The 25,865-nt window shown below is 48.7% G+C and carries 27 protein-coding genes and 1 pseudogene; 14 read left to right on the forward strand and 14 right to left on the reverse strand.

Annotation, left to right across the window (positions count from 1 at the left end; genetic code table 11):
* Window positions 1-335 precede the first annotated feature (335 nt).
* The 5 genes from R2Q26_RS09175 to R2Q26_RS09195 form a co-directional block, all read right to left on the reverse strand.
* Complete coding sequence (locus tag R2Q26_RS09175; RefSeq protein ID WP_317535992.1) at window positions 336-1,091, reverse strand: ABC transporter permease; 756 nt, start codon at window positions 1,089-1,091, stop codon at window positions 336-338.
* Entirely contained in the window at window positions 1,088-2,011 is a 924-nt protein-coding gene (locus R2Q26_RS09180) for an ABC transporter ATP-binding protein (protein WP_317535993.1), read from the reverse strand. The genes R2Q26_RS09175 and R2Q26_RS09180 overlap by 4 nt, the downstream gene beginning before the upstream one ends.
* Entirely contained in the window at window positions 2,008-3,009 is a 1,002-nt protein-coding gene (gene gshB / locus R2Q26_RS09185; protein WP_317535994.1) for a glutathione synthase, read from the reverse strand. The genes R2Q26_RS09180 and gshB overlap by 4 nt, the downstream gene beginning before the upstream one ends.
* Window positions 3,010-3,100: 91 nt before the next feature.
* Complete coding sequence (gene gshA, locus R2Q26_RS09190) at window positions 3,101-4,765, reverse strand: glutamate--cysteine ligase (protein ID WP_317535995.1); 1,665 nt, start codon at window positions 4,763-4,765, stop codon at window positions 3,101-3,103.
* A 164-nt stretch (window positions 4,766-4,929) separates the two neighbouring features.
* Window positions 4,930-5,835, reverse strand: coding sequence for a LysR family transcriptional regulator (locus tag R2Q26_RS09195; RefSeq protein ID WP_317535996.1), 906 nt, complete (start codon window positions 5,833-5,835; stop codon window positions 4,930-4,932).
* Window positions 5,836-6,009: 174 nt separating this feature from the next.
* Between R2Q26_RS09195 and R2Q26_RS09200 the strand changes: the two genes are divergently transcribed.
* The 5 genes from R2Q26_RS09200 (at window position 6,010) to R2Q26_RS09220 (ending at window position 9,298) form a co-directional block, all read left to right on the forward strand.
* Entirely contained in the window at window positions 6,010-6,165 is a 156-nt protein-coding gene (locus R2Q26_RS09200; RefSeq protein ID WP_317535997.1) for a hypothetical protein, read from the forward strand.
* Between the two features lie 131 nt (window positions 6,166-6,296).
* A complete protein-coding gene (locus R2Q26_RS09205) occupies window positions 6,297-7,106 on the forward strand; it encodes a methane monooxygenase/ammonia monooxygenase subunit C (RefSeq protein ID WP_317535998.1) in 810 nt (269 codons plus the stop codon).
* Between the two features lie 154 nt (window positions 7,107-7,260).
* Window positions 7,261-7,833, forward strand: coding sequence for a hypothetical protein (locus R2Q26_RS09210; protein WP_317535999.1), 573 nt, complete (start codon window positions 7,261-7,263; stop codon window positions 7,831-7,833).
* 66 nt (window positions 7,834-7,899) lie between these two features.
* Entirely contained in the window at window positions 7,900-8,334 is a 435-nt protein-coding gene (locus R2Q26_RS09215; protein WP_317536000.1) for a helix-turn-helix domain-containing protein, read from the forward strand.
* A 166-nt stretch (window positions 8,335-8,500) separates the two neighbouring features.
* Entirely contained in the window at window positions 8,501-9,298 is a 798-nt protein-coding gene (locus R2Q26_RS09220) for a glutathione S-transferase family protein (protein WP_317536001.1), read from the forward strand.
* A 58-nt stretch (window positions 9,299-9,356) separates the two neighbouring features.
* Here R2Q26_RS09220 and R2Q26_RS09225 read toward each other — a convergent pair whose 3' ends face one another.
* The gene (locus R2Q26_RS09225; protein WP_317536002.1) at window positions 9,357-12,353 is read right to left on the reverse strand and encodes a Tn3 family transposase; all 2,997 of its coding nucleotides are present in this window, start codon (window positions 12,351-12,353) and stop codon (window positions 9,357-9,359) included.
* A 130-nt stretch (window positions 12,354-12,483) separates the two neighbouring features.
* Between R2Q26_RS09225 and R2Q26_RS09230 the strand changes: the two genes are divergently transcribed.
* Window positions 12,484-13,044: a recombinase family protein gene (locus tag R2Q26_RS09230; protein ID WP_317536003.1), complete on the forward strand. Its 561-nt coding sequence runs from the start codon at window positions 12,484-12,486 to the stop codon at window positions 13,042-13,044.
* 282 nt (window positions 13,045-13,326) lie between these two features.
* On the opposite strand, the gene R2Q26_RS09235 is transcribed toward R2Q26_RS09230, so the two are convergent.
* Together R2Q26_RS09235 and R2Q26_RS09240 are read right to left on the reverse strand one after the other, a co-directional pair.
* Window positions 13,327-13,629, reverse strand: coding sequence for a hypothetical protein (locus R2Q26_RS09235; RefSeq protein ID WP_317536004.1), 303 nt, complete (start codon window positions 13,627-13,629; stop codon window positions 13,327-13,329).
* Window positions 13,622-14,269, reverse strand: coding sequence for an AAA family ATPase (locus R2Q26_RS09240; protein WP_317536005.1), 648 nt, complete (start codon window positions 14,267-14,269; stop codon window positions 13,622-13,624). The genes R2Q26_RS09235 and R2Q26_RS09240 overlap by 8 nt, the downstream gene beginning before the upstream one ends.
* Window positions 14,270-14,949: 680 nt before the next feature.
* Between R2Q26_RS09240 and R2Q26_RS09245 the strand changes: the two genes are divergently transcribed.
* Together R2Q26_RS09245 and R2Q26_RS09250 are read left to right on the forward strand one after the other, a co-directional pair.
* Window positions 14,950-15,288, forward strand: a complete 339-nt coding sequence (locus tag R2Q26_RS09245; RefSeq protein ID WP_317536006.1) for a hypothetical protein — start codon at window positions 14,950-14,952, stop codon at window positions 15,286-15,288.
* 344 nt (window positions 15,289-15,632) lie between these two features.
* Entirely contained in the window at window positions 15,633-15,755 is a 123-nt protein-coding gene (locus tag R2Q26_RS09250) for a hypothetical protein (RefSeq protein WP_317536007.1), read from the forward strand.
* 907 nt (window positions 15,756-16,662) lie between these two features.
* On the opposite strand, the gene R2Q26_RS09255 is transcribed toward R2Q26_RS09250, so the two are convergent.
* Complete coding sequence (locus R2Q26_RS09255) at window positions 16,663-16,818, reverse strand: hypothetical protein (RefSeq protein WP_317536008.1); 156 nt, start codon at window positions 16,816-16,818, stop codon at window positions 16,663-16,665.
* Window positions 16,819-17,351: 533 nt separating this feature from the next.
* On the opposite strand from R2Q26_RS09255, the gene R2Q26_RS09260 reads away from it, so the two are divergent.
* Window positions 17,352-17,612: a type II toxin-antitoxin system ParD family antitoxin gene (locus R2Q26_RS09260; protein ID WP_317536009.1), complete on the forward strand. Its 261-nt coding sequence runs from the start codon at window positions 17,352-17,354 to the stop codon at window positions 17,610-17,612.
* Window positions 17,602-17,901 (forward strand): type II toxin-antitoxin system RelE/ParE family toxin, encoded by a 300-nt coding sequence (locus R2Q26_RS09265; RefSeq protein ID WP_317536010.1) that lies wholly within the window; start codon window positions 17,602-17,604, stop codon window positions 17,899-17,901. The genes R2Q26_RS09260 and R2Q26_RS09265 overlap by 11 nt, the downstream gene beginning before the upstream one ends.
* 201 nt (window positions 17,902-18,102) lie before the next feature.
* On the opposite strand, the gene R2Q26_RS09270 is transcribed toward R2Q26_RS09265, so the two are convergent.
* From R2Q26_RS09270 to R2Q26_RS09280, 3 genes are all read right to left on the reverse strand, one after another.
* Entirely contained in the window at window positions 18,103-18,276 is a 174-nt protein-coding gene (locus R2Q26_RS09270; protein WP_317536011.1) for a hypothetical protein, read from the reverse strand.
* A 142-nt stretch (window positions 18,277-18,418) separates the two neighbouring features.
* On the reverse strand, window positions 18,419-19,732 hold the full coding sequence (locus tag R2Q26_RS09275) for a Y-family DNA polymerase (RefSeq protein ID WP_317536012.1): 1,314 nt from the start codon (window positions 19,730-19,732) through the stop codon (window positions 18,419-18,421).
* 2 nt (window positions 19,733-19,734) lie between these two features.
* A complete protein-coding gene (locus R2Q26_RS09280; protein ID WP_317536013.1) occupies window positions 19,735-20,205 on the reverse strand; it encodes a translesion error-prone DNA polymerase V autoproteolytic subunit in 471 nt (156 codons plus the stop codon).
* Between the two features lie 67 nt (window positions 20,206-20,272).
* Here R2Q26_RS09280 and R2Q26_RS09285 point away from each other — a divergent pair.
* The 4 genes and pseudogenes from R2Q26_RS09285 to R2Q26_RS09300 all read left to right on the forward strand — a co-directional run bounded on the left by R2Q26_RS09285 (window position 20,273) and on the right by R2Q26_RS09300 (window position 22,395).
* Window positions 20,273-20,764: pseudogene (locus R2Q26_RS09285) on the forward strand (SOS response-associated peptidase).
* Complete coding sequence (locus R2Q26_RS09290) at window positions 20,685-21,050, forward strand: ATP-dependent RecD-like DNA helicase (protein WP_317536014.1); 366 nt, start codon at window positions 20,685-20,687, stop codon at window positions 21,048-21,050. Before R2Q26_RS09285 ends, R2Q26_RS09290 begins: the two are co-directional and overlap by 80 nt.
* Window positions 21,051-21,109: 59 nt before the next feature.
* Window positions 21,110-21,604, forward strand: coding sequence for a thermonuclease family protein (locus R2Q26_RS09295; RefSeq protein WP_317536015.1), 495 nt, complete (start codon window positions 21,110-21,112; stop codon window positions 21,602-21,604).
* Window positions 21,605-21,606: 2 nt separating this feature from the next.
* On the forward strand, window positions 21,607-22,395 hold the full coding sequence (locus R2Q26_RS09300) for a hypothetical protein (protein WP_317536016.1): 789 nt from the start codon (window positions 21,607-21,609) through the stop codon (window positions 22,393-22,395).
* Window positions 22,396-22,700: 305 nt separating this feature from the next.
* On the opposite strand, the gene R2Q26_RS09305 is transcribed toward R2Q26_RS09300, so the two are convergent.
* Together R2Q26_RS09305 and R2Q26_RS09310 are read right to left on the reverse strand one after the other, a co-directional pair.
* Window positions 22,701-23,777: a hypothetical protein gene (locus R2Q26_RS09305; protein WP_317536017.1), complete on the reverse strand. Its 1,077-nt coding sequence runs from the start codon at window positions 23,775-23,777 to the stop codon at window positions 22,701-22,703.
* Window positions 23,778-24,332: 555 nt separating this feature from the next.
* Entirely contained in the window at window positions 24,333-25,226 is an 894-nt protein-coding gene (locus R2Q26_RS09310; protein ID WP_317536018.1) for a hypothetical protein, read from the reverse strand.
* Window positions 25,227-25,865 lie beyond the last annotated feature (639 nt).

Raw genomic sequence — 25,865 nt, forward strand, 5'->3', positions numbered from 1 at the left:
GCCTTCATCTGAATACAGTCGTTCAAACCGCTCTTCTACTACCGACCAGTCAATCTTCCCTGCCAGTCGGTATAGCTGGGGTTTAGGGAGTAATGGAACGTAAAACCCGGTTAAGGCCCCCTGTTTACCCTGCAGGAGACGCGACACAGTAGCTAATCGTCCCGATGCAAAAACCGTAATGGCACAGCTTGCTCACTGGTTCGAGGATTACAAGCAGTTTGACCCCAAACCTGCCGAGATTAAGGCGCTTTTCAGCAACACATTGAACGTCACGCGCGTGCGGCGGAACTACTCGACAAAATGTTGCGGGGCTGAAGGGGAAGTCGTGGATCGGATCATTTTCGGATTTTGTACCCTGTTTTCAGCATTCGCAATGTCCACCACGATACTGCCAGGAAACATGCCATCAGAGTCCCAAGGCTGAGGTAGGGTGAAACATCCGAGGCGCGAAAGAAGCCGTAGCGAAACCCGTCTACCATGTAGAAAAACGGATTCAGATACGATAATCCTTGCCAAAGTGGAGGCAACGAGGGGATCGTATAGAAAACCCCCGATAAAAACGTCAGTGGCAGGACGATAAAATTTTGCAACGCAGCAAGCTGCTCAAATTTTTCCGCCCAGATTCCCGCAATGATGCCTAAGGCGCCCAGCAACGCGGTGCCCATCAAGGCAAATGCGAATACCCATGCGAACGAGTACAGGGGAAGTTCAAAAAACCCCAGCGTCACCACGTAGATACCCAGTCCTACCACGAGACCGCGAACTACCGATGCCAGTACATAAGCAGTGAATATTTCCTGGTAAGAAAGCGGCGATAACAGCATGAAGATGTGATTGCCCGAGACCGTCGATTGAATCAGGCTTGATGAGGAGTTAGCGAAAGCGTTCTGCAACATGGCCATTATCACCAGTCCCGGAATCAGAAAAACTGTGTAGGTTACACCGGGATATGCCTGCACCCGTTCTTCCAGTGCGTGAGAAAAAATCAATAGATAGAGCAAGGTAGACAGCATGGGTGCAAATACGGTCTGGAACCCAACTTTCCAGAATCGTAGCAGTTCCTTGTAGAGCAGCGTAAGAAATCCATTCATACCGATGCAGGTTCCAGACTCTCTGCATCGTGCATGATCTTTACGAACACTTCTTCCAGATCAGGTTGCAATATCTGCAGTTCCAGGACTTGGGTCTGGGTTGCGCGTAATGCTGTCATCACATTTTCAAGCTGGGAGTATTCCTCGATTGCCAGAACGTAGTAGCCTTGGTCGTGGCCGATTATCAGTAGCTGTAACGCCGCCGGCAGCGTATCGGGAGATAACCGCAATCGTATCCGGTGTCCGGAAATGTTGCTGATGAGATTTTTGACGCTATCAAGCACAACGATACTGCCATTTTTGAGCATTGCCACGCGGTTGCATAAAGCCTCTGCTTCTTCCAGATAATGCGTAGTGAGCACAATGGTATGACCGTTGCGGTTTAATTGCTTGATAAAACGCCAAAGGGCCTGGCGCAATTCCACATCTACGCCTGCGGTGGGTTCATCCAAAACGATTACCGGGGGTTTGTGGACCAATGCCTGCGCTACCAGTACGCGCCGCTTCATGCCGCCTGACAACAAACGCATGTTGGTATCGGCCTTATCGGCAAGGTCGAGATGGTGGATTATCTCGTCTATCCAGCTGTTATTCTTCTTCATGCCGTAATAGCCGGATTGAAACACAAGTGTTTCCCGAACGGTAAAGAACGGATCAAATACCAACTCCTGCGGCACCACGCCTAACATGCGGCGTGCTTCACGGTACCCGGCGACGACATCATGCCCCTTCACCCTGACACTCCCGCTGCTGGCAAGGGTAAGACCGGCGATAATATTGATCAGTGTCGTCTTTCCCGCTCCATTGGGGCCAAGCAAAGCGAAGAATTCGCCAGTATGGATTTCGAGATCAATGCCGTTCAAGGCATGCAATGCACCGAACCGCTTGTGCACCTGCCTGACTTCGACTGCCGGAGTCATGAAGAAAGCTCTGTTTCAAGCGGAGGAATGACAAATTCGTGCCGCTCGGGGATATGGCTTTCGAGCGCATCCACCATCGTTTTCGCAGAGTTGAAACCGGTCTGGTCGGCGATCTCCTGCATGCAGGTAGGGCTGGTAACATTTATTTCGGTGAGATAATCACCGATCACGTCCAGCCCCACCAGCATCAAGCCTTCATCGTACAGCGCGGGACCAAGCGTTTCAGCGATTTCGCAATCACGCAGGGTGAGCGGCTGCGCCACAGCTATCCCGCCTGCGTTAAGATTGCCGCGTGTTTCGCCTGGTTTGGGAATGCGGGCAAGCGAGTAAGGCACCGGTTTCCCTGCAATCAGCAGGATGCGTTTATCACCTTGAGCGATATCGGGAATGTACCGCTGAACCATGATTGTGCGCGTGCCGTAGTGCGTGAGGGTTTCCAGGATCACACCGGTGTTGTGATCGGCACCGTGAATGCGGAATACGCTGGCTCCTCCCATGCCGTCGAGCGGCTTGAGTACAATGTCGCGGTGTTCGGCCTGAAAATTGCGAATCAGGGATTCCTGCCGAGTCACCAGGGTAGGTGGGGTAAATTGTGGAAACCTGGCTATGGAAAGTTTTTCGTTATGATCGCGTATCGCCCGCGGACTATTGACGATACGGGCCCCCTGGCTTTCCGCCAATTCCAGCAGATAAGTGGTATAGACGTATTCCATGTCGAATGGCGGGTCCTTACGCATCAAAACAGCATCGAATTCCCGCAGCGGGATTTCCTGTGGCTCCTTTGTCCGGTACCAGCGGTGTCCATCGTCACCCGCCAGGCCGGTTAACTCCAACGCACGTGCAAATCCCACGGTTTGCGCGCCCTTCCATGCCAAGTCGCCTTGCTGCAGGGTAAATATTTCATGATCGCGGGCTGCTGCTTCGCGCATCATGGCAAAGCTTGAGTCCTTAGAAGTCTTGATGGAGTCTAGCTGATCGAGAATGAAGGCAAGTTTCATTGAGCAGAGTGATTATCCAGTTACATAGGAATGCGCTTCAGCATGGCCATTCCTTGCGGGTTCTTGCGTTGTTTGCATGAGTTTACGCAATTCAACGAGCAGCAGTTTCGACTCTGGTGCCAGGCAAGTTTTGAGACAAGCGCAGCTCCTGGGAATGAACGATGTTGGCTGTGGCGCCTTGCGAGAAATAGTTGCTCAGGTATTGATCGAAAGGGATCTCATCCGTGGCCTCGAGCTGTTTCTGTTGCGCCAGCGATGTCTTGACCTGGAGATCAAAATTCCTCTTTACCGCCGCATCCAGTGCGGCATTCTGGAAATAACGAGTGTATTCACGGGACTTCTGCAATACCAGTTCGGTAATTGACATCTTTTGCGCGCGCATGGCCGACAGCATTCTTGCTGAAGCCGTCAACTCAGGATGGCGAATTGTTTCGATCTGCTGGTGCAATGCGTGGGTGTAGGGGATATCGGCATTGCCGTTATCCAGGATCTCACATATCTCCCGCATCTGCTCACACAGCGTCAGCGCCCACTGCCGCAGCGGGATTTCATGCCCGTTGTCCAGCAGCTTCAGTCTCGGATCCCTGCCGCGATTGGCCACCGACAATGCGTTATTGCTGGTCTCGTCATGCTGCTTCAAGTCATGTCCCACATTGGGCTGGAATAGACAGAAAAGACTCAGCACTTCAAGAAAGCGCATGGTTTCGATCGCAATGCCAGCAGGTTCAAACACATCGACGTCCACAGATCGTATTTCAATGTATCGGATCCCTCGGCTTCCCAGTGCCTGCAGGGGCCTCTCGCCGGGCCTCGTGGGCTGTTTTGGCCGCACCGGAGTGTAATATTCGTTCTCAATTTGCAGGAAATGAGTATTCAACTGCTGGTACTGGTCGCCTACCTTTGCCCCGATTCTTTCATATCCGAGATAAGGTATCGTTGTTGCGCTGCCCAAATCCCGTATATATTCTTCAATGCTGTTAAAGGAAATATGAAACATCGATTGAACGGGATTCAAATAGCCTATCTCGCTCATCCTCAAAGAGGTGGCAAAGGGCTTGTAGTAGGAATGCTCATCAAAATTCTGCAAGGTATCGGAATAAACAGAATTGCGGCTATCGATGAAGCTTTTGCCCACTGCCGGGGACGAGCCGAATAAATACAGGATAAGCCAGCCATAACGCTGCAAGTTTCTGATCATTCCCATATAAGCGCCGGTGGTGAACGATTGCAGATCACCCGTATGTTTCACGAACTGCTGGTATTCGGGCCAGAATTGTTCAGGAAGCGAGTAGTTGAAATGGATTCCGGCAATGACCTGCATGCAACGGCCGTAGCGATAGCTTAAACCCTGCCGGTAGATGTGCTTCATCCTCCCGAGATTGGATGAACCATATTCGGCGATGGGAATTGCCGGGTCCCGTAAATTGCCGACAGGCATACTTGCCGCCAGCAATAATTCGTCATTGATATTTGCGCAGACATATTTATGCAAGTCCGTCAAGGAATCCAGCACTTCCGTTCCATCCGATAATGCTGGCGTGATCAACTCAAGTAAGGCTTCAGAATAATCAGTTGTTATATTCGGATGAGTCAACGCGGCTCCAAGCTGAACCGGGTGAGGTGATGATGATATTGATCCCTTCCGGTTAATTCGGAGGCTCTCTTTTTCGATGCCTTTCAAGCCATGAATTAATAACGGCTGAAGAGATTCGTTGATGGGTGTTGTGCGCTCGCTACAAGATAATTGTCTTGACATTTATCCTCCGATATTGTTTGCAATAAGCAAGTGATCAGAGTATAGACCTGGAGACGGATAGGCGGTAGTCTGCTAAATTAGTTATCACAGTCCTGTTTTTGATACCTATGAGCGGCGCAGTGGCAGAGATGGGTGCGTTGCGCAAGTCCCGGTAGCGCTCTAGCCTAGTCCTCATGCAGTATCTCGAAACGCTGTGCAAGAAAATCAATTAACGCCCGCACAGATGGCAGAAGACCGCGCCGGGACGGAAACACCGCATGAATGATTTCCCGACACGGCGCCCAGTCTGGCACCAGCCTAACCAATGAACCAGCCGCCAGTTGGTCTCGCGCCATGACCACCGGCAGCTGCACTACACCGACACCGGCCACAGCGGCATCTCTTAGCGCAATCATGTCCGTCGTCGCGAAGCGTGGCGTGTGATGAAGTGTTGCGTGTGCGCCATCTGGCCCATGCAGCACCCAGGTGTGGATTTGTTGCAGAACCCCCAGGCCCAGGCTAGGCCAACTGCTCAAAGCAGATGGTGCAGCAGGAAAGCCGAGCCGCTGGACAAGGGCAGGACTGGCTACCAAACATTGGCCTCGATCAGTCAAAACACGCATAACCAGGTTACTGTCCTGCAGGGGCGGTGGTCGCACACGAAGGGCGACGTCGACCGACTCACTGACCAGATCGATACGTCGGTTGGTCGCCTCCATCTGCACTGTGACGTGCGGATAGCGCACCATGAAATCAGCCAGCATCACTCCTACATAAGCATTCACCAGCGGGATGGGGCATGTCATCCGGATTACACCCCGAGGTTCGGCTTTTAAGGTGTCTATTGCTTCCTGGGCCCCCTCAGCTTCCACCAGCATCGCCTTGCAATGCGTGTAATAAGTCTCGCCGGCGTCGGTAACTGCAAAGTGACGTGTCGAGCGCTGGATCAGGCGCACACCCAAGCGTTCTTCCAGCTTGGCGATGCGGCGGCTAAGCTTCGATTTCGGCATGCCCAAGGCCCGGCCTGCCGGAGCAAAGCCGCCATGATCCACGGCTTGGACGTAGTAATAGAGGTCATTCAGATCTTGCATAGGGGCCACCCATCGTTTCAATAATAGAACTCTGATAACTAATTTAGCAGACTACCGCCTATCCGTCTCCAGGTCTATGCTCTAACCACTTGCTCATTGCAAGCATAATACTTGCTAACTGCGTTAGTAAGAGGTCCTGGAAGAAGTGGTGAGTTAACCAAAAGGAGTACTGAAATGGCAACAAAACATCGAAGGTTGCACAGTTATCCGCAAGCAGGTGTTCGTGCTTCCAGCATGCCGTCATTGCACGAATCAACGATGTATAAGTTTGGCCTGCTGGGTCTGCTTGGAATAGCACTATTCTGGAACGGCTTTCAAATCTTTGCCTGATAGGCGAAGTATTTGCAAGAGTGAATGATGTAACGCGACTTATTCCCATAAAACGTTTGATATTTATGGGGAATGAAGTTAAATCGCTCAAACAGTAACAGGTAGTTTAGTTATCTAAAGGAGTACTGAAAATGGCAACAACACTGGAAACGTCAAGCGCTGCCAAGTCTCGCGGCCGCGACTATAACATGTCGGAGTGGTACGATTCAAAGTGGTACAAATTTGGGCTCATCACCATGCTGGGGGTCGCGATATTCTGGATCTGGTATCAGCGGACCTTTGCCTACTCGCACGGCATGGACTCGATGGAGCCGGAGTTTGAGAAAGTATGGATGGGACTGTGGCGGGTACACATGATCGTCATGCCGATCTTTGCCCTGGTCACCTGGAGCTGGATCTGGAAAACACGGGATACCAACCTGGACAACCTCGACCCCAAGCTTGAGGTCAAACGCTATTTCTATTTTCTGATGTGGCTGGGCGTCTATCTCTTTGGCGTGTACTGGGGCGGCAGCTTCTTCACCGAGCAGGACGCATCCTGGCACCAGGTCATCATCCGCGACACCAGCTTCACCCCGAGCCACGTAGTCGTATTTTATGGCTCCTTCCCGATGTACATCGTCTGCGGCGTGGCCACCTACCTGTATGCCATGACCCGGTTGCCGCTGTACGCCCGGGGCACCTCGTTCCCGCTGGTCATGGCCATTGCCGGTCCGCTCATGATCCTGCCGAACGTTGGCCTGAACGAATGGGGCCATGCCTTCTGGTTCATGGAAGAACTATTCAGCGCACCGCTGCACTGGGGCTTTGTGATACTGGGCTGGTCGGGCCTGTTTGCCGGCGGCATTGCGGCACAGATCATCACCCGCTACTCCAACCTGACCGACGTCATCTGGAACGGCCAGAGCAAAGTCATCCTTAACAACCGTATCGTACCGTAAAGGGCTAACTGGGGAATCTGAGCAGTGGCCTGACGTGCCTGAACGCCCCGCTCCCGCATTACAGGGGGATGGGGCGATTTGCAATAAGCCACAGTAAAACAGCATGCAGAGGATAACGAATACACAGTTGAACCCTACCTCAAGGAGCAATCAAATGATCAAGCAAGTGATACAGCTCACTATTATTGTCAGCGCAGCGCTTTACTGTGGCATGGCTGGGGCGCATGGGAAGGTGTCGATGGATGAAGATACATGCACTCGCCGGCTTGATGATGACAGCATGGTGCATTTGAGTGCCTACCAGCCTCAACATGAACCCAGCAATCAATACTGCACAGAAATACCCCGGGAAGGGAATACTTTATTGGTAATAGACCTTGCGGATCAGGCGTTGCGCGGCATTCCCGTAGGGATACGCGTAGTACGGGGAACCAGCGAGGTTGATGATGAAACGGTGGCATACCTGCGTCCGAGTTATCATCCCGACGGGGTAATGAGGGGAGAGACCAGTCTGGATAAGGGGTTATATACGGTATTTATTACTGGAGAGGCGGTACCTCCGGTACGTTATGAATATGCGTTGCGCGTACAGATGATCAATTATGCGAATATTTTTCGTGCTGCTATAGGGCCGCTGATTGCATTGCTGCTGCTTACCCTGCTTGGCTACAAGCTTATGAAATCCCAGCAGGTACAGAATTGGTGCGCTTCGAGACGCCCAAAATAATAGGGGGTTGGGAATCTGTGGCCCGTAAGAGGGATACTTTTTTACCTTTTTACTATACTCAAAGTTATGACAACATCAAACCAGATCAGCCGTTCCTCCTGCCCAGTCAGCTGTGCTAAAGACATATTAGGCGATAAATGGACGCTGCTTGTCGTTCGTGATCTCATTTTCCGCCGTAAGCAATACTTCGGGGATTTTCAGAATTCCCCAGAAAAAATCGCTACCAATATCCTTTCTGATCGACTGAAAAAGCTGGAGGAAGGCCACGTCATTTCACGACGCCGTGATCCGGCTAATGCGCGCAAGGTTATTTATATGCCTACTGAAAAATGCCTCGATCTGGTGCCTACAATCATGGAGCTGATACGTTGGGGTGCAAAACATGCTCCTGGAAGTAACGCGCACGAGAATCTGGTTCAACGATTCGATCAGGATCCGATGAAATTCATGGCCGAAATACGATTATCTCTACGTAAAGAGAATGAAGCGAATAAAGAATAGCGGGATTAGATGATGCAAAAGGAAATCAAGGCTGTGAGAGAGATGAAAGTTAATTTTTAACTGAACTTTACTGGAATGCCCTTGGCATTATTACCGGGGCACATCAGTACCATGCCCCTAATAAGGCACCTACTTAACATTAAACTGCAATGCAAAGGAATCCTCCATGTCCAATCAATCAAATGTCGAGCGTACGCTGTACGGATTCTGGCTCTCACCTTATATGAGTCAGGTTGCCCACGTGCTCTCGGAAACCGGTCTACCTTATCGTTATGAACGAGTGTCTCCGTTTCAGGGGAGCACGCTCACGCCAGAGCATATAGAACGAAATCCTCTTGGGAAAATTCCCACTCTCAGGGATGTCAACGGTGTTGATATTTCAGAAAGTCACGCGATCTGTCGTTATCTCGCGAGAATCTACCCAGAAGCACGAAAGTTTTATCCTGTTGATGATCCGATGCTCTGTGCAGAGGTCGATGCCAAGAATGACTTCATCACTTTCTCCATTGCGGGTCCATTCTTCAACTGGTTTGTTGTCAGTGCATATTTTCCAAAAGCATGGAAACTCAAAATCGAAAAAGAAGGGCATATCTATAATCTTTGCTCTGTTCTGTTAAGCAAAATGTGGCTACCCAGATTGGTTAATGGCTCGAAAATGGGGCCGTTCCTGCTTGGCAAAGAGCCTTTTTTGCCGGATTTCCAGTTGTTCTACACGCTCGAGCTTAGCCAAATGTTTTCCGAACTGTTCGAAATACCCGAGATGCATCTGTTTCGAGACGATCCTGCATTACAGACGTTTTACGATGCAATGTGCGAGCGTCCTTCTACCCGTGAAATACTGGCGGCTAAAGAATCAGAACTGGATGTTACGAAGAAGGAACTCTTCGGGGGGTTTGGTGCGGCCTATCTTAATAAGCATATCGACAGAAAAATCCTTGGAGGGATATTCGGGCGTGAAGTCTGATCCATACATACTGTAGCTGATCATGTGGGTTTAGGGCGCAATGGAACGTAAATCCCGGTTAAGCATCTGCGTCGTTGGGGTTGCGCAATGGCCGGAGCTCGCCTCGAGTAACCGCCTCGGGTACTGCGAAGGAGTAGCGTCCCAACAGATTTATATGTCGCTCATGAACGAAGGGCGATAACCGCGCGACATCCTCATCCCGTACCGGGTAGCCTTCCTGCCTTAGCTGCGTGAGCACCGCGTCGATGTAGATCGTGTTCCACAACACGATGATGTTGACCACCAGACCAAGGGCACCCAACTGATCCTCCTGCCCTTCCCGGTAGCGTTGACGTAGCTCACCACGCTTACCGTAGAATACATCGCGCGCCAGGCTGTGGCGCCCTTCGCCGCGATTTAGTTGTAGCAAGGTGGTTCGACGCCGGTTCTCGTCATCAATGTAGTTCACGGCATGGAGCGTCTTCTCGATTCGACCAAACTCAGCCAACGCCAAAGCCAATTGCGTCGGCCGATCGCCCACCTGCAAGGTGCGCATGATGCCAGTAGCTGGCACCCGGCCCAGTTTGAGGGAGCCAGCCAGGCGCAAGAAGTCGTCCCAATGCGCCTCAATTCGGCTAAGCGAGACGCGTTGTCGTGCGATCGCGTTAAGTTCACCATAGTCCGCGTTTGCATCAATGCGCCAGAAGCGCGTGCCGCCGATGTCGGCCAAGCGCGGACTGAAGCGATAGCCCAGCAGCCGAAACAGTCCGAAAACCACATCACTGTAGGCACCGGTGTCGGTCATGATCTTCATTGGTTGCAATTCAGTTTGCTGCTCCAGAACGATCGCCAGCAAAATCAGGCTGTCGCGCAGTGTGCCGGGCACTGTGATGGCGTTCAGGCCCGAGCATTGGTCGGACAGCAGGTTGTACCAAGTAACGCCTCGGCCGAAGCCGAAGTATTTGGGATTGGGGCCAGCGTGTACGGTGCGCACCGGCACAACAAAGCGCAACCCATCGGCCGACGCCACTTCACCACCACCCCAGGCGTGTGCCAACGCAACGCGGTTCTGCGCAGCCACCAGAATGGCATTGGCGGCGACCAGGGTGTCGTCGCGCAGGTAATTTTGATTGACCCAGGCCAGCCGCTCGCGCCGCAGCGCTTGAACGTCATGACGGATCAACGGTTCAGGGCCGGTGTTGCAGGCCTCGGCCAACAGCACCGCACACAGGCTGGTGGTCAGATCCTGTGCCCGTGCAGTCCGCTCGGTGAGATGGGTGAAGGCGTCGGCGAAACCTGTGCGGGCGGATATCTCCAGCAGGATTTCCGGCAGATCGACTTCTGGTAGCCTGGCGACGACCGCCTCCCGCAACGCCACCAGTGATGCTGGCTCTTCCAATTTGTCCAATGGACTCAAGACCAGTTCCTTCCTGTCGCCTACGGCCTCGAACCGGACCGCCGGGTTGTTGGGCAGGCGCGCGGCAACCGCACGGTAGGTCTGGTCCAACTCTGCGGTCAGTGCGGCCAAGGCGGGTGCCGGGTCGGCCGACAGTCCGAGACTGCGGCAAATGATGGGGCGCGTGGTCTCCCATTCCACGCCCGTCAGTAATCCAGCGCGCGGATCGGCGTAGCGCCAACTCGGGCTGACGAAGACATCTCGGCGACGCAGTGCCTTGCGCAGTCCATCAAGCACACAGAATGTGTAGGCGCGGGGATCGATGCTGCCGTCCTCGTACAAAACATGGCGCTGCCACGGCTTGGTGATCACATCCCGTGGTGCTTGCGGTTCCGACTTGACACGCATCTCTTGAGTCCGCAGCCAATCAAAGCCAGCCGCGACAGGCTCGCCCGCCGGGCTGGCGCCGAACTGAATATGCTGCAGCAGGGTCGGCAGGAAGATTCGCACGGCACGGTAGCGTGCATTAAGCTCGCGGTAATACACGTCGTCTGGCGGGCGCACCAACGCATCGACGCTTGCCAGCGCCTGCGTAAGCATCTCGCGCGGAATACGCGTGAACACTGTGTCACGCAGATCACTATCAGCGAGCGCCGGATAGAGCAAAGTTCGGCAGGCTGTTGCCAACACGGTGGCAGCCTGATCGAGATCCTTAATGCCACGCAACCGCGCCTTCTTGTCGGCTTTGACGGCATCGCTGAAGAACTCGTGGAGTAACATGTCAAGCACTTCGATCACGTCATCCTGCGCGGTCGCCTCCAGACAGTGGACGAAGGCGACCAGAGTAGCCAAGCGGCGCACCGGTGGTAAGCGACTGATGGCGGTGATCTTGGCGGTGCCAGCAAAGCGCGCGAGCGAAGCGAGTCGGCTGGGCGGAACGCCGGTCGCTGGCAGCCTGATACCCAAATCGCGCACGGTCTGCAGACGGTGGATTGCGTGCACGAGGGCGCGTCCACTGACGTGCACCGGTCCCGATCGCAATTTGTCGAGCCACGAGCTGCGACCTTGCGGCGGCACCGTCAGCAAGTCTTCCAGGCGAATCCGTTGCTCGTCCGTGATGCCGCGTCCAAGCCGTTTCCACAGCCGATCTTCGACGCGGTTGCGCAAGCGAGCCACAAAGCGTTCGAGGGTCGTGCAACCTGGCAGAAGTATCTTGTGCGCCAACAACCAGGCCGTTGCACGATCAAACAGGACGCCCGGCTGCTCGGTGCCGGTCCAGCACAGGGCATAGAGCCACCGGCTCAGACGAAAACCGACAGCGGGGTCGATCCAATCGCCGAAACCGTATCGTGACCGGATCTCCGCCGTGTGTTCCCATCGCTGGTCTGCGCTGCGATAGTGAGGCAGTTGATCGAGCTTCGTGACCTGCAATTGCCGAACGAGCGTTTGCAGTACCGCGCCTGGCACCTCCAGAGGGTCTTCGAGAAAAGTGCCGAGAAAGCGGGCGGTGGTAAGCTGCAGCGCAAAGCCCAGCCTGTTGTGGTCGCCACGCTTGACACCGATCACCGCGTGGTCAGCGTCATCAAGATGGAAATAGCGCGCCAACTCATCGGCGCTCGGATCGTCAACATACCGGCCGTAATGGGTACGTTGTTCGGAAGTGAGGAACTGGACGGGCATCGATCACAGTTGAATCAGCTGCACAAACGAACGTTTGTGCAGCAAAGCGAATCGCCTCTGAAATAAAGGTGTTGCGTGTTGCGCAAATATATTGCATTATTACATCCATTGGCAACAGGTTTTTGCAATCATGCGCATCGGTTACGCAAGGGTTTCCACTCAGGATCAAGACAACGCAGCGCAAATTGCCGCGCTCAAGTCTGCCGGGTGTGAACTTATTTTTCAGGAGAAGGCCACCGGCGGTCGCTGGGAGCGGCCTGAACTTCATCGCCTACTCGGTCAGCTGCGCAAGGGCGATGTGTTGGTAGCCTGGAAGCTGGATCGCCTGTCACGCTCTTTAAAAGACGTGCTAACTTTGATGGAAAAAGTCCAGCAGGCCGGAGCGGGGTTCCAGAGTTTGACCGAAGCGATTGACACCACCTCGCCCGGTGGCCGCATGATGATGCAGATTGTCGGTGCCTTTGCCGAATTCGAGCGCGCCATGCTACGCGAGCGTACTCGCAATGGCCTGGATGCCGCACGCAAGGAAGGGCGTGTCGGAGGCCGGCGCCCAAAACTCAAGACGCACCAGCAGCAAGAGATCATGCACTTGGTCAGTTCCGGACAGAAGACCGCAGCGGATGCCGCCAGACTATTCAACGTCCATCCAGCTACCGTGTCGCGTCTCCTGCAGGGTAACAGGGGGCCTTAACCGGGTTTTACGTTCCATTACTCCCTAAACCCCTAGCTCGTGGCGCTGGTCCAACATCTGCTCCAGTCTCATGCGAAAAAGATCATCACAGGGGGTGGGTTCTTGCTTCTTTGGCTTCATCAATTCACCAGAAATTAGGGGTCAATAGTATTAATTCTGGCAAATTCCATACCTTTTGAGTATCCCTCAATGCCAATATTTATGCTAGTTTCTATAGTATTTCAGGGGCGACTAGTTAGCGCTCATGAGATATGATATGATATAATTTCATTTCGTATCATATTACTTAATTAATTCATTGATCTTCTTATCGATCGCATCCTTTAGCACGCTCAAGCAAAAGGTTTGCATGCTGTCCGGAGTGTGGTCAGCGATGTATCTCAGTTTCAGCAAATAAGGCTCGGACAATCTCAGATTGTAAACCTTAGTCACATCTTCTCTGATGCCGGCCTCTTCCCATGGAAGGGCAGATTCTACTTTTGTCGATGTTTGTGTTTTAGTCTGAGCTTTATTTTCTGCTCCAGACAAAAATTCATCCAAATCTTGCCTGGGTTTAACCGGTGGTCTGCTTTTTAATTCACTCATTGCCAAATACCTCTTTGTACAGAGCCTCTATTTCTTCAACTGCTTTGGGATCTTTTGGTTTTAATTCAATCACGGCCAAACCATCTTTTGCTGCTTTGCGGTAAGCGATTCGGTCGCGAATTATCACGTTGGCCAAATCAAGATTTGGAAAATCAGCCAGCAACTTGCCAGTATCGTCGGACTCATGAACACTCGGATTGGTAGATGAGCGGCTGATAATCACCCTGGCTTGCAAATCTGGATTAAAGCCTTTCGCGGTTTCAACCAACTCGTCCATTTGGTTTAATGTCCAAATATCAAATTGGCTGGGCTGAATCGGGATATAAACCTTTTCGGTAACGACTAGCGCTGAACGGAGTTCGACAGAATCGCGTCCACCTGCATCGATAATAATATCCTGGTAACGGCAAGAAAGGTCTTTAACTTCCGCCGATAAACCTTTGCCAAATTTCTGGATACAAGCCACCCTTGGCGTCACCCTTTCATCGTCTCTGCTTTGCGACCAATAATTCGCACTGCCTTGAGGATCGGTGTCTACCAATAACACGTCGCGACTAGACAAAGCTCGCATCGCTGCCAGGTTTGTGGCCAACGTCGTCTTGCCGGTACCTCCCTTCTCTCCACCAATCAAAACAATCATATTATGTCATCCTATTTCATGTTATACCGTATAATATTAAATCATATCATACTACTATAAATTAAAACTTTATAGAGATAGGTTTGCTGCTTGAAACATATAAGCCAATGCCTCTCTGCTTACTCTCGGGTCTGCGACATTTGTAATGTTCAACTGGTGTAATAGACGCCTTGCAATTACGTGGGAAGATATTGGGAAGATGTAACGATATCCTCGTCTAATCTTCCTTCCGAGTATCAGTCTTCGCAATTGGTAACATTTTCTAGTACGGTGTCAAAAGCAGCTCGATCAACGTCAGTTCACCAGCCGGTAACCATTTTGATTCCTTCAATCATTTGGTAAATATACCATATCATATGATTTCATTTCATATGATATGGTATCATATTGGTGATTGTATGCCGTATTGCCGAGATTGTAGATTCATGACAACAATCATTAACTAAGCGATTCAAGATCACTCTTATCCTACCTACGCTTCTTTCCAAAGCAAAATTATCAATCGTTCGTTGAAAAAGGCGATCCTTTTACTTGACGCTGATTTTTCGTCAATGCCGATGTTTCGCCACCACTTGAATAATGAATAGTCGTATCAAAAAATATGGGGCTGTAGTAGATTAGCTTATCAACTAAACTAATCTACTACAGCCCCTTTTTTAATATCAACACAAGGAGCTATTATGCGATTATTTATTTTATTTTTAATGCTAATAGGTTTTTCCGTATCAACGTTTTCACAAACTATGTCAGTTGGCACGATCAAGGCGATTCGTACGGGATTGAATTCGGAACAATTTACCATTGTGACCAATGAGCAATACCAAAATCCTGCCGGATGTTTCAAACCAGATGGATATGTCGCGGACAGTTCGCATAAAGGATACTATACATACTATGCTGCAGCCCTAATGGCATTTATGGAGCGTTCACAAATAGCTGTAACGATTTCCAATAAACCAGGAGATTGCATAAATGGCCGACCGAGACTAATTGGCATTAATCTGCAAAGAGGGAAATAACATTCTGGGAGCTGTAGTAGATTAGTTTAGTTGATAAGCTAATCTACTACAGCTCCAAAAATATTGTCTATTTCTCGATCTGAATCTGGATTCATGTCTAGCATAGAGGACAGGGAAGAGAAGGTGGCTTAGGCGAGGACGGTTAGTAAGTTCATACACGGCAATCTCATATGATATGAGGTAATATGGATTCATACCATATCATTTCATATCATATAAGAGTACACGAGGGACGCCGTTCAAGTTCATTATTATTTTCTTCGCCTCAGACAAAGGTAAAGGTATAGAGGTTAATTTCAGGAGATCATCATGCTGACTAACATCGACTTGTAACACCAGATCCGATGCCTCAAAATGGCGAACGAGCCTTGGAAACAGGCGCTGAGCCGTTCGGGTCCATGCTCGCCGCTGAAATGGGACTGCCCTTGCCACCTGGTAGTCCGAGCTTGCGCGCTGGGCCACGATGAACATGAACTTTGTGGAGTGAGTGGCAGCGACCGTTTACACTTCGGGCGAACTTTACCCAATGTGTGCTGCTCGCATAGCTTGGTTGTGATAAGCCGTATTGTGTACGTAAGCTTTTCCGAACCACTGGTTGCGTGGCTCGCTGGATTGGAGCGTGCAACGCCTCCCGTACGATCCTTGCGGATTCAATAAGTTATCCGAGACGTAGCGTTAGAGGGATCAGCACCTAGCCTTGCAGAGCCATTACTCCAGAAAAAAACGAGTGTAATAATTGTTCTTGCGCTTCGTGAGAAGCTTATGGTTTGGTTACCTACCTCAGGAAGGTCAATCGTTGCTGAATTTCGATCCGATAACTTTGACCGAAATATCGCTGATAATACTCCGGACTGTATGCAAACTTTTTGTTTGAACGTGCAAAAGGATATGATCGATAAGGAAATCAATGAATTAATTAAGCAATATGATACGAAATGAAATCATGTCATATCATATCGAATGAGTACTAGACCTTAGTAGACCCGCACCGTTAAGTCCCTGTGCACTCTATATATAAGATCATTTTCGAACATAAATTTGCACATTTGCTCGATGGCATTATTCAGTCGCATTGATCAGCAAATAAGGTTGTTTCTGATTCAAACAAAGTATGATGCCATTTTGTAATGTTCGAACGGTGTAATAAAGACGCCTTCAATCACGTGAGACAATAGTGGGAGGATATAACGATGTCTTCCGCCAATCTTTCCTCTAAGTATCAGTTGCCGCGGTCAGTGCCATCTTCTAGTACGGTATCCAGAGTAGTTCGATCAATGCCGGTTTACCAGCCGGTAGCTATTTTGATTCCTTCAATCATTCGGCAAACATATCATATGATATGATTCCATTTCATATGATATAGCATCATACTTCTTATTGCATGCCGTATTGCCGAGATTGCAGATTCACGACAATAATCATCAACTCAGCGACTAGGATCACTTTTATCCTGCCTAAGCTTTCCGAAGCAAAATCATCGATCGTTCGCTGAACAAGGCGATTCTTCTGCTGGGCTCTTTTTTTGTCCATATTTCGTCATCACTTGAATATTGGTATCAAAAGGCATTGTCTATTTCTCGAGCCGATCTGGATACATGTCTGGCAGAGAGGGCAGGAACCCAACGATGGGTTAGGTGAGGACGGTTAGTGAGTTCATACACGGCAACCTCATGCAATACTGAATAATACCATATTATATCATTTCATACCTAATAAGGCCTGACGGCTTTCGTCCACCAAATCTACGTCAAACGCCAAGTCATCGACGTGAGCGGGAAATCTCAAACAATTGCGTGAAACACATACTGAGATGCGCAAGGAAAGCGACGTTATAGAACAGAGAACGAACAGCAATGTCAGTAACCAGTTAGGTGAAACTCTCATGGATATGTGTATCGCGTAGCCAAGTACAGTTTATGCTCGTACGTTTTTGACTAGGGAAGGCAAGCAATTCTAGCAAACCGAGTTTGAAAGCATCGGTACCTCTACTTTATATCTCCATTTTTTATTGATATAATTACCAAATATTGGTAATTATTGGTAATATCGAGAGGATTAAAACAATGGCAAAGAATACGAGTATTTCCCTAGGGGAGCATTTTGAAGGTTTTATCAATGAGCAAATTCTTGAGGGGCGGTATGGATCAGCCAGTGAGGTCATACGAGCAGGACTTCGCTTGCTTGAAGAACATGAACAAAAACTCAAAGCATTGCGTCAAGCCCTGATCGAAGGAGAAGAAAGCGGCAATGCGGGGGAACTAGATATGGAAGAAATCAGACGGAGAGTCAAGCGGAATGTTGGGTTAGCTATAAATGATGCTTAAAATTCATAAACTAGTCCAAGCAGAAGATGATTTAGCAGAGATATGGCGATATTCTTTTGAAACATGGGGAGAAGCACAAGCAGACAGATATTATGATGCGCTGGTTCAGGGCATAGATTTACTGGCCAAAAATCCGGATATTGGAGCGACCTGTGATGATATTCGAGAAGGATATAGGCGATTCAAGATTGAACGACATGTCATCTTTTACAAGATTACCTCTGAAATTCTGACTATTGTCAGAGTACTTCACGAGCGCATGGATATAGAGCAATATATTGAAGAATAAACAAGAAATTAAAGTTATTCATTTCTATCTCACCCCCTGGAAATAAAATGGGCGTCAGGGTGACGGATTTTTTTAAATGAAATTGTAATGAAAGCCTCTTCACGGTGCAGCATATATTGGGTCATTCGGATAGCAAGGTTACCCAGCGCTACGTCCATCTATTGACGAAAACATTGCAAGAAGCAGCCAATAGTGCAACAGCTAAATCAGAGCTATGCAACCCAAGGAAGAAGTCTCAGCAGATTCCTGAGTCGCTCCGGGGTAAGTGATGATCGACTCGGCCCGCCGCCGGGATTCCGGGGATGGACGGTGTGCAAACTGCCCGCCGTCGCATGCATAGTTGGCTGCAATGGAGCTGTTTGGAGTCGAGATCATACCCTCTCATCCAGCACTCCTTCGGTTGGCTTGGACGGGCGATTTTGAGGAATACTTCCCTTCTATGCGCCAACTCGCAGCTTATGCTTGAGTTTTCGCTGTAGTTAGTCGGATCCGTTAGTCATGTAATCACTCAGTATGATTAATGTGCGTGTGCGATTGGCACATCGTTCCAGTTCGTAGTGTAGCAGGGTGACATGATCTCTCGTCGCATGCTCCAGGCTTTCTTGCTTCTCACTGAAAACACCGAAATAGTATTGCGCCCATACTTTTGGTTTAGCTGATCCAGCACACTCATCAATCTTGCCGATTTCTCATCTGCGCCGTATTGTGTCAGCAATGAATCCTGGTACAGCGTGACAGGATCGATGCCTGTCAGGATCACTCCGGCTTTCTTGTAAGCATAACCTTTCCGGTAGATATGCTTGAGTCCAAATAATGCGGCACGCACCAGCAATCGCGTGTCGCTACTGGCATTGGGTAGTGGTACTGTAATACAGTTACTGTATTGCTCATCCTGCTCACGGAAGGGATTGGTCTGGATAAATACCTGGATCGCATTGCAGACTGAGCGCTGACGACGCAGTTTTTCTGCTGCACTGCTCACATAGCTTGCAACGGATTCACTGAGCTCGGTCAGGCTATAAATGAGTTGGCCGAATGATCTGGAGGAAATGATCTGTTTCTTAGGTGCCGACACTTCTTCCAGTGCCAGACACGATACACCACGCAACTCGTAGCCTAAGCGCTCCATCACTACCCCAAACTTTGCGCGTAACCACGAGGGTGGCGTATCGCGTAAAGCTTTCACAGTTTTAATTCCGACTGTATTCAGATGCTGGCTTATTTGACGTCCGACACCCCATACCTCATCCACTTCGATAGCAGATAACAGCGCTTCCAATTGGGTAGATGGTATAGATGAGAGATCGCATACACTATTGAAATCTAGTTGCTTCTTGGCAATGTGATTGGCAAGTTTGGCCAATGTCTTGGTTGACCCAAAGCCCACACAAACTGGCAAACTGGTCCACTGGCGTATCCGTTGGCGTATGGATTGACCCATTTCTGTAGGGGTCGACCAAAGCTTACCCAAACCCTGCAAACCGAGGAAACACTCGTCAATGGAATAGACTTCAACATGAGTACTAAAATCACGCAGAATCGTCATCACCCGATCCGACATATCGCCGTAAAGTGTATAGTTGGACGAGAGTGCAATGATGTGATGCTGCTTTGCCAAACCCTTGAGCTTGAACCATGGTGTCCCCATTTTGACACCGAGCGCCTTAACCTCATTGGAACGGGCCACAGCACAGCCATCGTTATTGGAGAGAACCACAACCGGTCGATTGATCAGGTTAGGATTAAAGGCACGCTCACAACTGACATAAAAGTTGTTTACGTCTACCAACGCAAACATCGGTTGGCTGATGGAAGCGCTGCTTGTAGTCATGATCATACGGCAAACCGTGATACCGTTCCTACCACGACACCCCACACTTGCAATTCCTCATTTTCCCGAAAACGAATGGGTAGGTAGGCTGGGTTTTCCGCGTGCAACTCGACAACACCATTACAGGCATAGAGCCGCTTTACGGTGTATTCATTATTAACCACTGCCAGCACGATATGGCCATGTTTGGGTTCAATGGAACGATCCACCACCAGCATATCACCATCGTGAATTTGGGCGCCGGTCATAGAATCGCCCACGACACGAAAGAAATAGGTTGCTGCTTTATTGCGTACCAGATAAGTATTGAGATCCAGCCCCTTTTCAACATATTCGTCTGCGGGGGAAGGAAATCCGGCAGGAACGCGATACTGTAACAGCGGTAAGGTACAAGCAACTGGATCGATTGCGGCGGGCTGCAGGAAAGACAGTGTCGATGAGTTTGATGAGTCAAATGGTATGATAGTTGTCATGGCGAACGCTTTAGTACATGATAAGCAGTACAGTATAAAATACTCATTTAGCGGATAACAATGAAGTATGTGCGGACGTTTTGCTCTGGCTTATCCCCGTGCAAATCTAATCAACTGGTATCATGCAGTGACGATGCCAGAGATTGAGCCGCGCTATAACATCGCACCCACCACCGATATTTTGGTCATTCGCGACAGTATCAATGGCCGGGAAGGATTGATGATGCGCTGGGGTCTGATTCCCCATTGGGTAAAGAACATCAAGAAACTGCCATTACTCTTCAATGCACATGCTGAATCGTTGGCGATAAAATCAATGTTCAAGCACGTTTTATGACAGCAATGCTGCCTCATTCCCGCTTCCGGTTTCTATGAATGGAAACAATTGGCAAATGGAAGAAGCAAACAGCCTTTTTATGTTTCTGCCAAAGATGACAACACATTCTCCTTCGCTGGCTTATGGGAGACTGCAACGGTCGATGAAGTGGTCATCGATTGGAGATATCAGTGTGATTCTTTCTGTCGATATCGAGGAGAACTTGTTACAGATCAAGTTTGATGATCGCATCGTGGATTACGAGTTTAATGAGCTCGATGAAATCTCTTTGGCTTACGCTATCAGTATTCAGAAGGCACAAGGCTCTGAATACCCTGCGGTGGTTATCCCTCTGGCAATGCAACATTACATGCTTTTGGAACGAAATTTGCTTTATACAGGAGTTACCCGTGGCAAGCAGCTGGTCGTAATCATTGCTCAACCAAAAGCATTGGTAATGGCAGTCAAGAATCAACGCTCACAACGCAGGGTAACTAATTTAATATCCCGTCTCTCAACTAATGGCTAAAAATCGATAGTAATAAAAATAGCCTCTATCTGCATAAAATAAATGAATAGGAGAATTTGTTGAGCCTCAAAAATTTCAAAAGAATTTTATTTCTGGCCCTACTATGCATCGCGTTCTTGCCGTTATTTGCAGTGGCTCAGGAACATATTGGACGTGTAGTCGGTGTATCGGATGGTGACACTATAACTATCCTGGATGATCGAAAGCAGCAAATCAAAGTGCGCCTCGCAGAGATCGATACACCTGAATCAGCACAACCTTATGGGGCGCGAGCCAAGCAGGAATTATCCCAACTTGTCTATGGAAAAACCGTAATCGTCAAAGTACAGGATACAGATCGCTATGGTCGTAAAGTTGGACGTGTATATATGGACGATATCGATATAAATGCTGAAATGGTAAGACTTGGTGCAGCGTGGGTATATCGGAAATATGCCAGCGAACAAGCTCTCTATGCTTTGGAAAAGCGGGCAAGGCAAAATAGAGTAGGGTTATGGAGTTTACCGGAAGCTCAGCAAGTCCCACCTTGGGAGTGGCGAAAAGCGAGGCGGTAAGCATGAAGCCAGGTTACTCTCCATTTGCAAATCTGAAAGAAAAGATTATTTGCCTCCTTTTCTTCATGGGTATCCTGTTTTTTTCATTTCCTGCTCATTCAACCGAGGTTCATGAATGGATCGTGAAAGGCTTGGAACCCCACAGTATTACGATCATTGGTGAACGTCATAAGCGAACTGAATCTATCCAATTTTTCCAGGAGCTAATATCCAGATATCTACAGCAAGATAAGTGTCTGTCTGTTGCCTTGGAGATTGCCAGTAATCAACAGGCAATTCTTGATGAGATCGTAGAGGATAGGGCAACTGTAGCGGATATCGAAATTCCCCCAATGATCGACCACCCTTCCTTCCGTTCATTGATTGATGATCTGGTCAGAATGAAAAGGAGAGGCAATTGCCTGAAACTGATTGCCATTGATGGAGGAGTGGGGCTAAGCGTGAATCGGGACGAATGGATGGCTGAAAAGCTGGCGAAGCAAATAAGCAAGACACCGATATTGGCGTTGTTGGGGAATCTGCACACTCTGAAAAAGGTGGATTGGAAAACGCCCATGAGCAAGGCATTCTCTTATGTTGCAGAGATTCTGGTGTCTCAAGGGCATCGAATTAAAACCTATCCGCAAATCTGGCAGGATAAAACCTGTAACACTCGAAATCGATTCATTTCTTCTAATGAGCAGAAGACAGTTAGTCTTATCAATCAGAGCTTGATCTCTTTGCTTAATGCTTCCAAATACGAGACGATAAATGGTGTCGTTGATGGAGCTATTCTTTGGGAATGTGAGTAATTCTTATACCACAGGAGCATAGAAAAAAATAGGAATGAGTGGAAGTCGTGCTTTATCTTCATCTGCAAGTTTATGATAAAACTCCTGCCATAGGGTAATAAGACGGTTTAGATCAACAAGTTCTACATGAACATGAGAGCTACGTGCAGTAGTTTTCGCATCTGGGGTAAAGTGTAGTAGCTCAAACTTGAGCTGACAGCTTCAATAATTAGTTTCCATTCAATCTGACATTGATTGACTAAATCGACCCAAACCAGACAGTCAGATAGTGCAAAATTCTTTTTTAACGAAGATAACGCCCCGGCTCAGCTGCCTGGGTCGGCTTTGCGGCCCCGGTCAGCTGTAGCCGATGGTTCGGCGGTCTTACTTGTGCTGATAAACCTGCACAGCTCGTCGGGATGGCTAAGCATCACCCGGCGCATTTCGTCGAGGGGCTGATTGCCAACAGCCAACTCGAGAAGATCGAATGCGCCACACAGACTCGCAATCACAATCCCCAGCGGTTTCACCATGACCCCTGCGTCGGAGTTCACCACGATCTGCCAGTCTCGCGTCGCCAGTTCTTGGCCTGTACCCCGGAACCGCTCATCTCGGATTTGGAGGGACTCCACGTCAGCAAACTCAATGGCGGCGCCGAGGGAAGAACACCTCCGGATTCGGATTCCAGCATGGACCCAATGTACAGACCCGTCTGTGATGTGCCGGCCAACAGCGTAGGTCTGTTCGGTGGCCAAGACATGGCCATCCGCAATACGCATATCAATACGCTCTACAACAATTCGGCTCGGAGGATCGAGACGCAGCTGCAGTGCTACCTCCCCATGCCTTCGTCGCACAGTAATCCGCTGTCCGACCACTTCGATGTCCCAATTCTCCAGCACACCCACCCACTCGTTCTCTACCAGTTGGAGCACCTGGCGCCCGTCCTCGTCAGTGAAAACGGCAGAAATCCTACCAGGTTCGCCTTGCCGACCAGGAATCACACGGATGAGGTCAACTCCATGGTAGCGGAGCACCGTCTGGACGGCGGGGCTATAGAGCAAGCCGCCGATCATCAACTCGGCTGAACCGTCGTGAAAATCGAGCGGCCCAACGGGAGGGCTGACCTCCTCAGGAGGCTTGGTTTGAATAGCCCGATATGCGGCGTTGACCTTTGCTTTGGATAGATGGCCGCGGGTCACCGAGTCGTGGCAAGATCCGCAAAGGCAACAGATTCGATCCGGGTCGTGGGCCTTGGCGTCTTCGAATGGCGGATCGATGTGTTCATACTGGTAGAAACCCCGCCGGCAGATGACGCAACCAAACTTCGAGCGTTGCCTCACCACGCGGCGGACATCAGCAGGAATATAGCGGCTAAGACCGTGCCGGTTAGCGTCCGTCACTCAGTATCCTCCCTCGCCGAACGATTAGCTAACCCACGCCGCTTCCGAAGCGTCAAGAAGCGCAACTCGTTCCGGCGTCGGGTTGAGCTACTCGTTGGCCCTCTTGTGAGATTTGCGACAACTGCACATTGTTCTGATGCGTCCAATACACAACGCCAACATAGCATCCTTCTTCAACGCCCTTTTGTTCGTCGGTCGAAAGGTATCTTTTGGCTAAGACATACTGTGTGATACTGTTTTTATGTTCGGGCATACATTACATGCAATCAATTTATATTTATCTAAAATTTGCAGCTATGTTTCGTAATCAGGGGTCCGAAACGTTGCAAAAACAATTGTGGCAAATTTGTGTCAAATTACACTAAAAAACACTATTAATTGAGGCTATATGACGTTGTTTTTAAGTTTGGCAAGCATTGTAAGTGATTGATTTTTATACAACTATAATTTTTAATTACGTTTTGTAATCAGAAAATGCATGTCCAGGGAAGACGAGCTATATACAACTTAATTCAAGCTCTGTGAGTAAGTATATTCGCTATCAAATACAAATTTTTAAATCTTACAGTAAGATGGAATCCAGCTTTTCTCGATTATGTGATCAGGTAATTGATTGAAATCAAAAGACTCGCCATCTTTAATCATTTGCTTTACGTCAAATAGTATGCCAATTTCTGGAATATCATTAAAAAACATTGTGTAAAATGGTTTAATTAACCATTTAGAAACTCGTATCCCGATAGAGCCAATAAAATTTCTACGCTGTCCAACGTGAGCTATTTCGTCTATGGTAATTTCATCTAGCAATTCTTTTAGGCGTATTCGTACTTCTGATTCATCTACAAATAATTCGTCAATCAAACGATTTAAGTGGCAATAGTAAGTAACTCCCATTAATTCCGTCACAAAAGCAGGTGTGTCCAGTAAAAAATCAGGAAACTTAGGAAACTGCTCATAAATTTTTTCTTTAATAGGACTTAACGGTACCCACTCTACTTTATCCAGACCGCAAGTACGCAACATTTCATCAAACAAGCGAATATGACAAAACTCTTCTGCCAAATGCACGCGACTAATCTTGTCTTCAATTGAATGTGAATTATCCATACTTGGCACTGCATCCCAAGCACCTTTAATGCCAACCCATTCATGCCGGGCGAATTTATACATGCCAGTTAACATTAGAGTCATTTTATCCAGAGTCTTGGGATCATCTTGCATATCAACATAATTGCGATAGAAAGCATCAGGGTTAGCTAGTGGTATCCTTAATTGAATCGGATTATCTTTAAAAGATTTCAATTTATTACGTTTCTTTACTAAATCCTTATCCTCTTCTAGCAGTTGCCCATTGTGATGCTGAGTAAAGAGCCAATAATTTTCAAAATTGTTGATTCGTTCTTGTTTGGATGCAGGTGTGAAAATAGAGCGAAACTTAGTTGCATTCATTGCGTGTTTTATTTAATGATTATTTTGTATCCAACCCAAAATCATGGCTGATGCGGATGTTTAAAGCAAGCGCGTTTTTAAAATATCAAACTGAAATTTTAATAATTCAGTTTCCAGATTAATATGAATTTAGTAAGCCAAAAAGATCACAAAATGATTGTGTCAGATTTGTGCCAAACTACACCACAAATATCACTGTTTGTGACTGTGTGACACTGTTTTTATGCTTGGCAAGCATTGCAAGTGATTGATTTATATACTAATATAATTTCTAGCTACGTTTCGTAATCAGAATGTCATCAACACTAAAATTTAGTGTGCACAAAAGTTTTCCTATTGTGCATATATCAGAAAAGTAGACTGGCTAAAGCCAGCCTGCTAGCTTGGCTTGATTTTGCGAATCATACTCTTTTCCAATTACTTGTTTAGAAAATAATAACGTGACAAAACTGACGATCATTGACATGTATTAGCGAGCACTGGCGAGTATTAAATTAATAAATATAGCTAGTTATAACACCTGTTAATCCGCGTATCACTGGTGTGAGACAGGGATGGGAGGAGCTATTAATGGATAACCCGATGTTCTATAGCGATATTATCAACGTACTCTGATGAATGTGGCGGGGTGAGCGCCGG

This window comes from Nitrosomonas sp. Is37, from assembly GCF_033063275.1.
Lineage (GTDB): Bacteria > Pseudomonadota > Gammaproteobacteria > Burkholderiales > Nitrosomonadaceae > Nitrosomonas.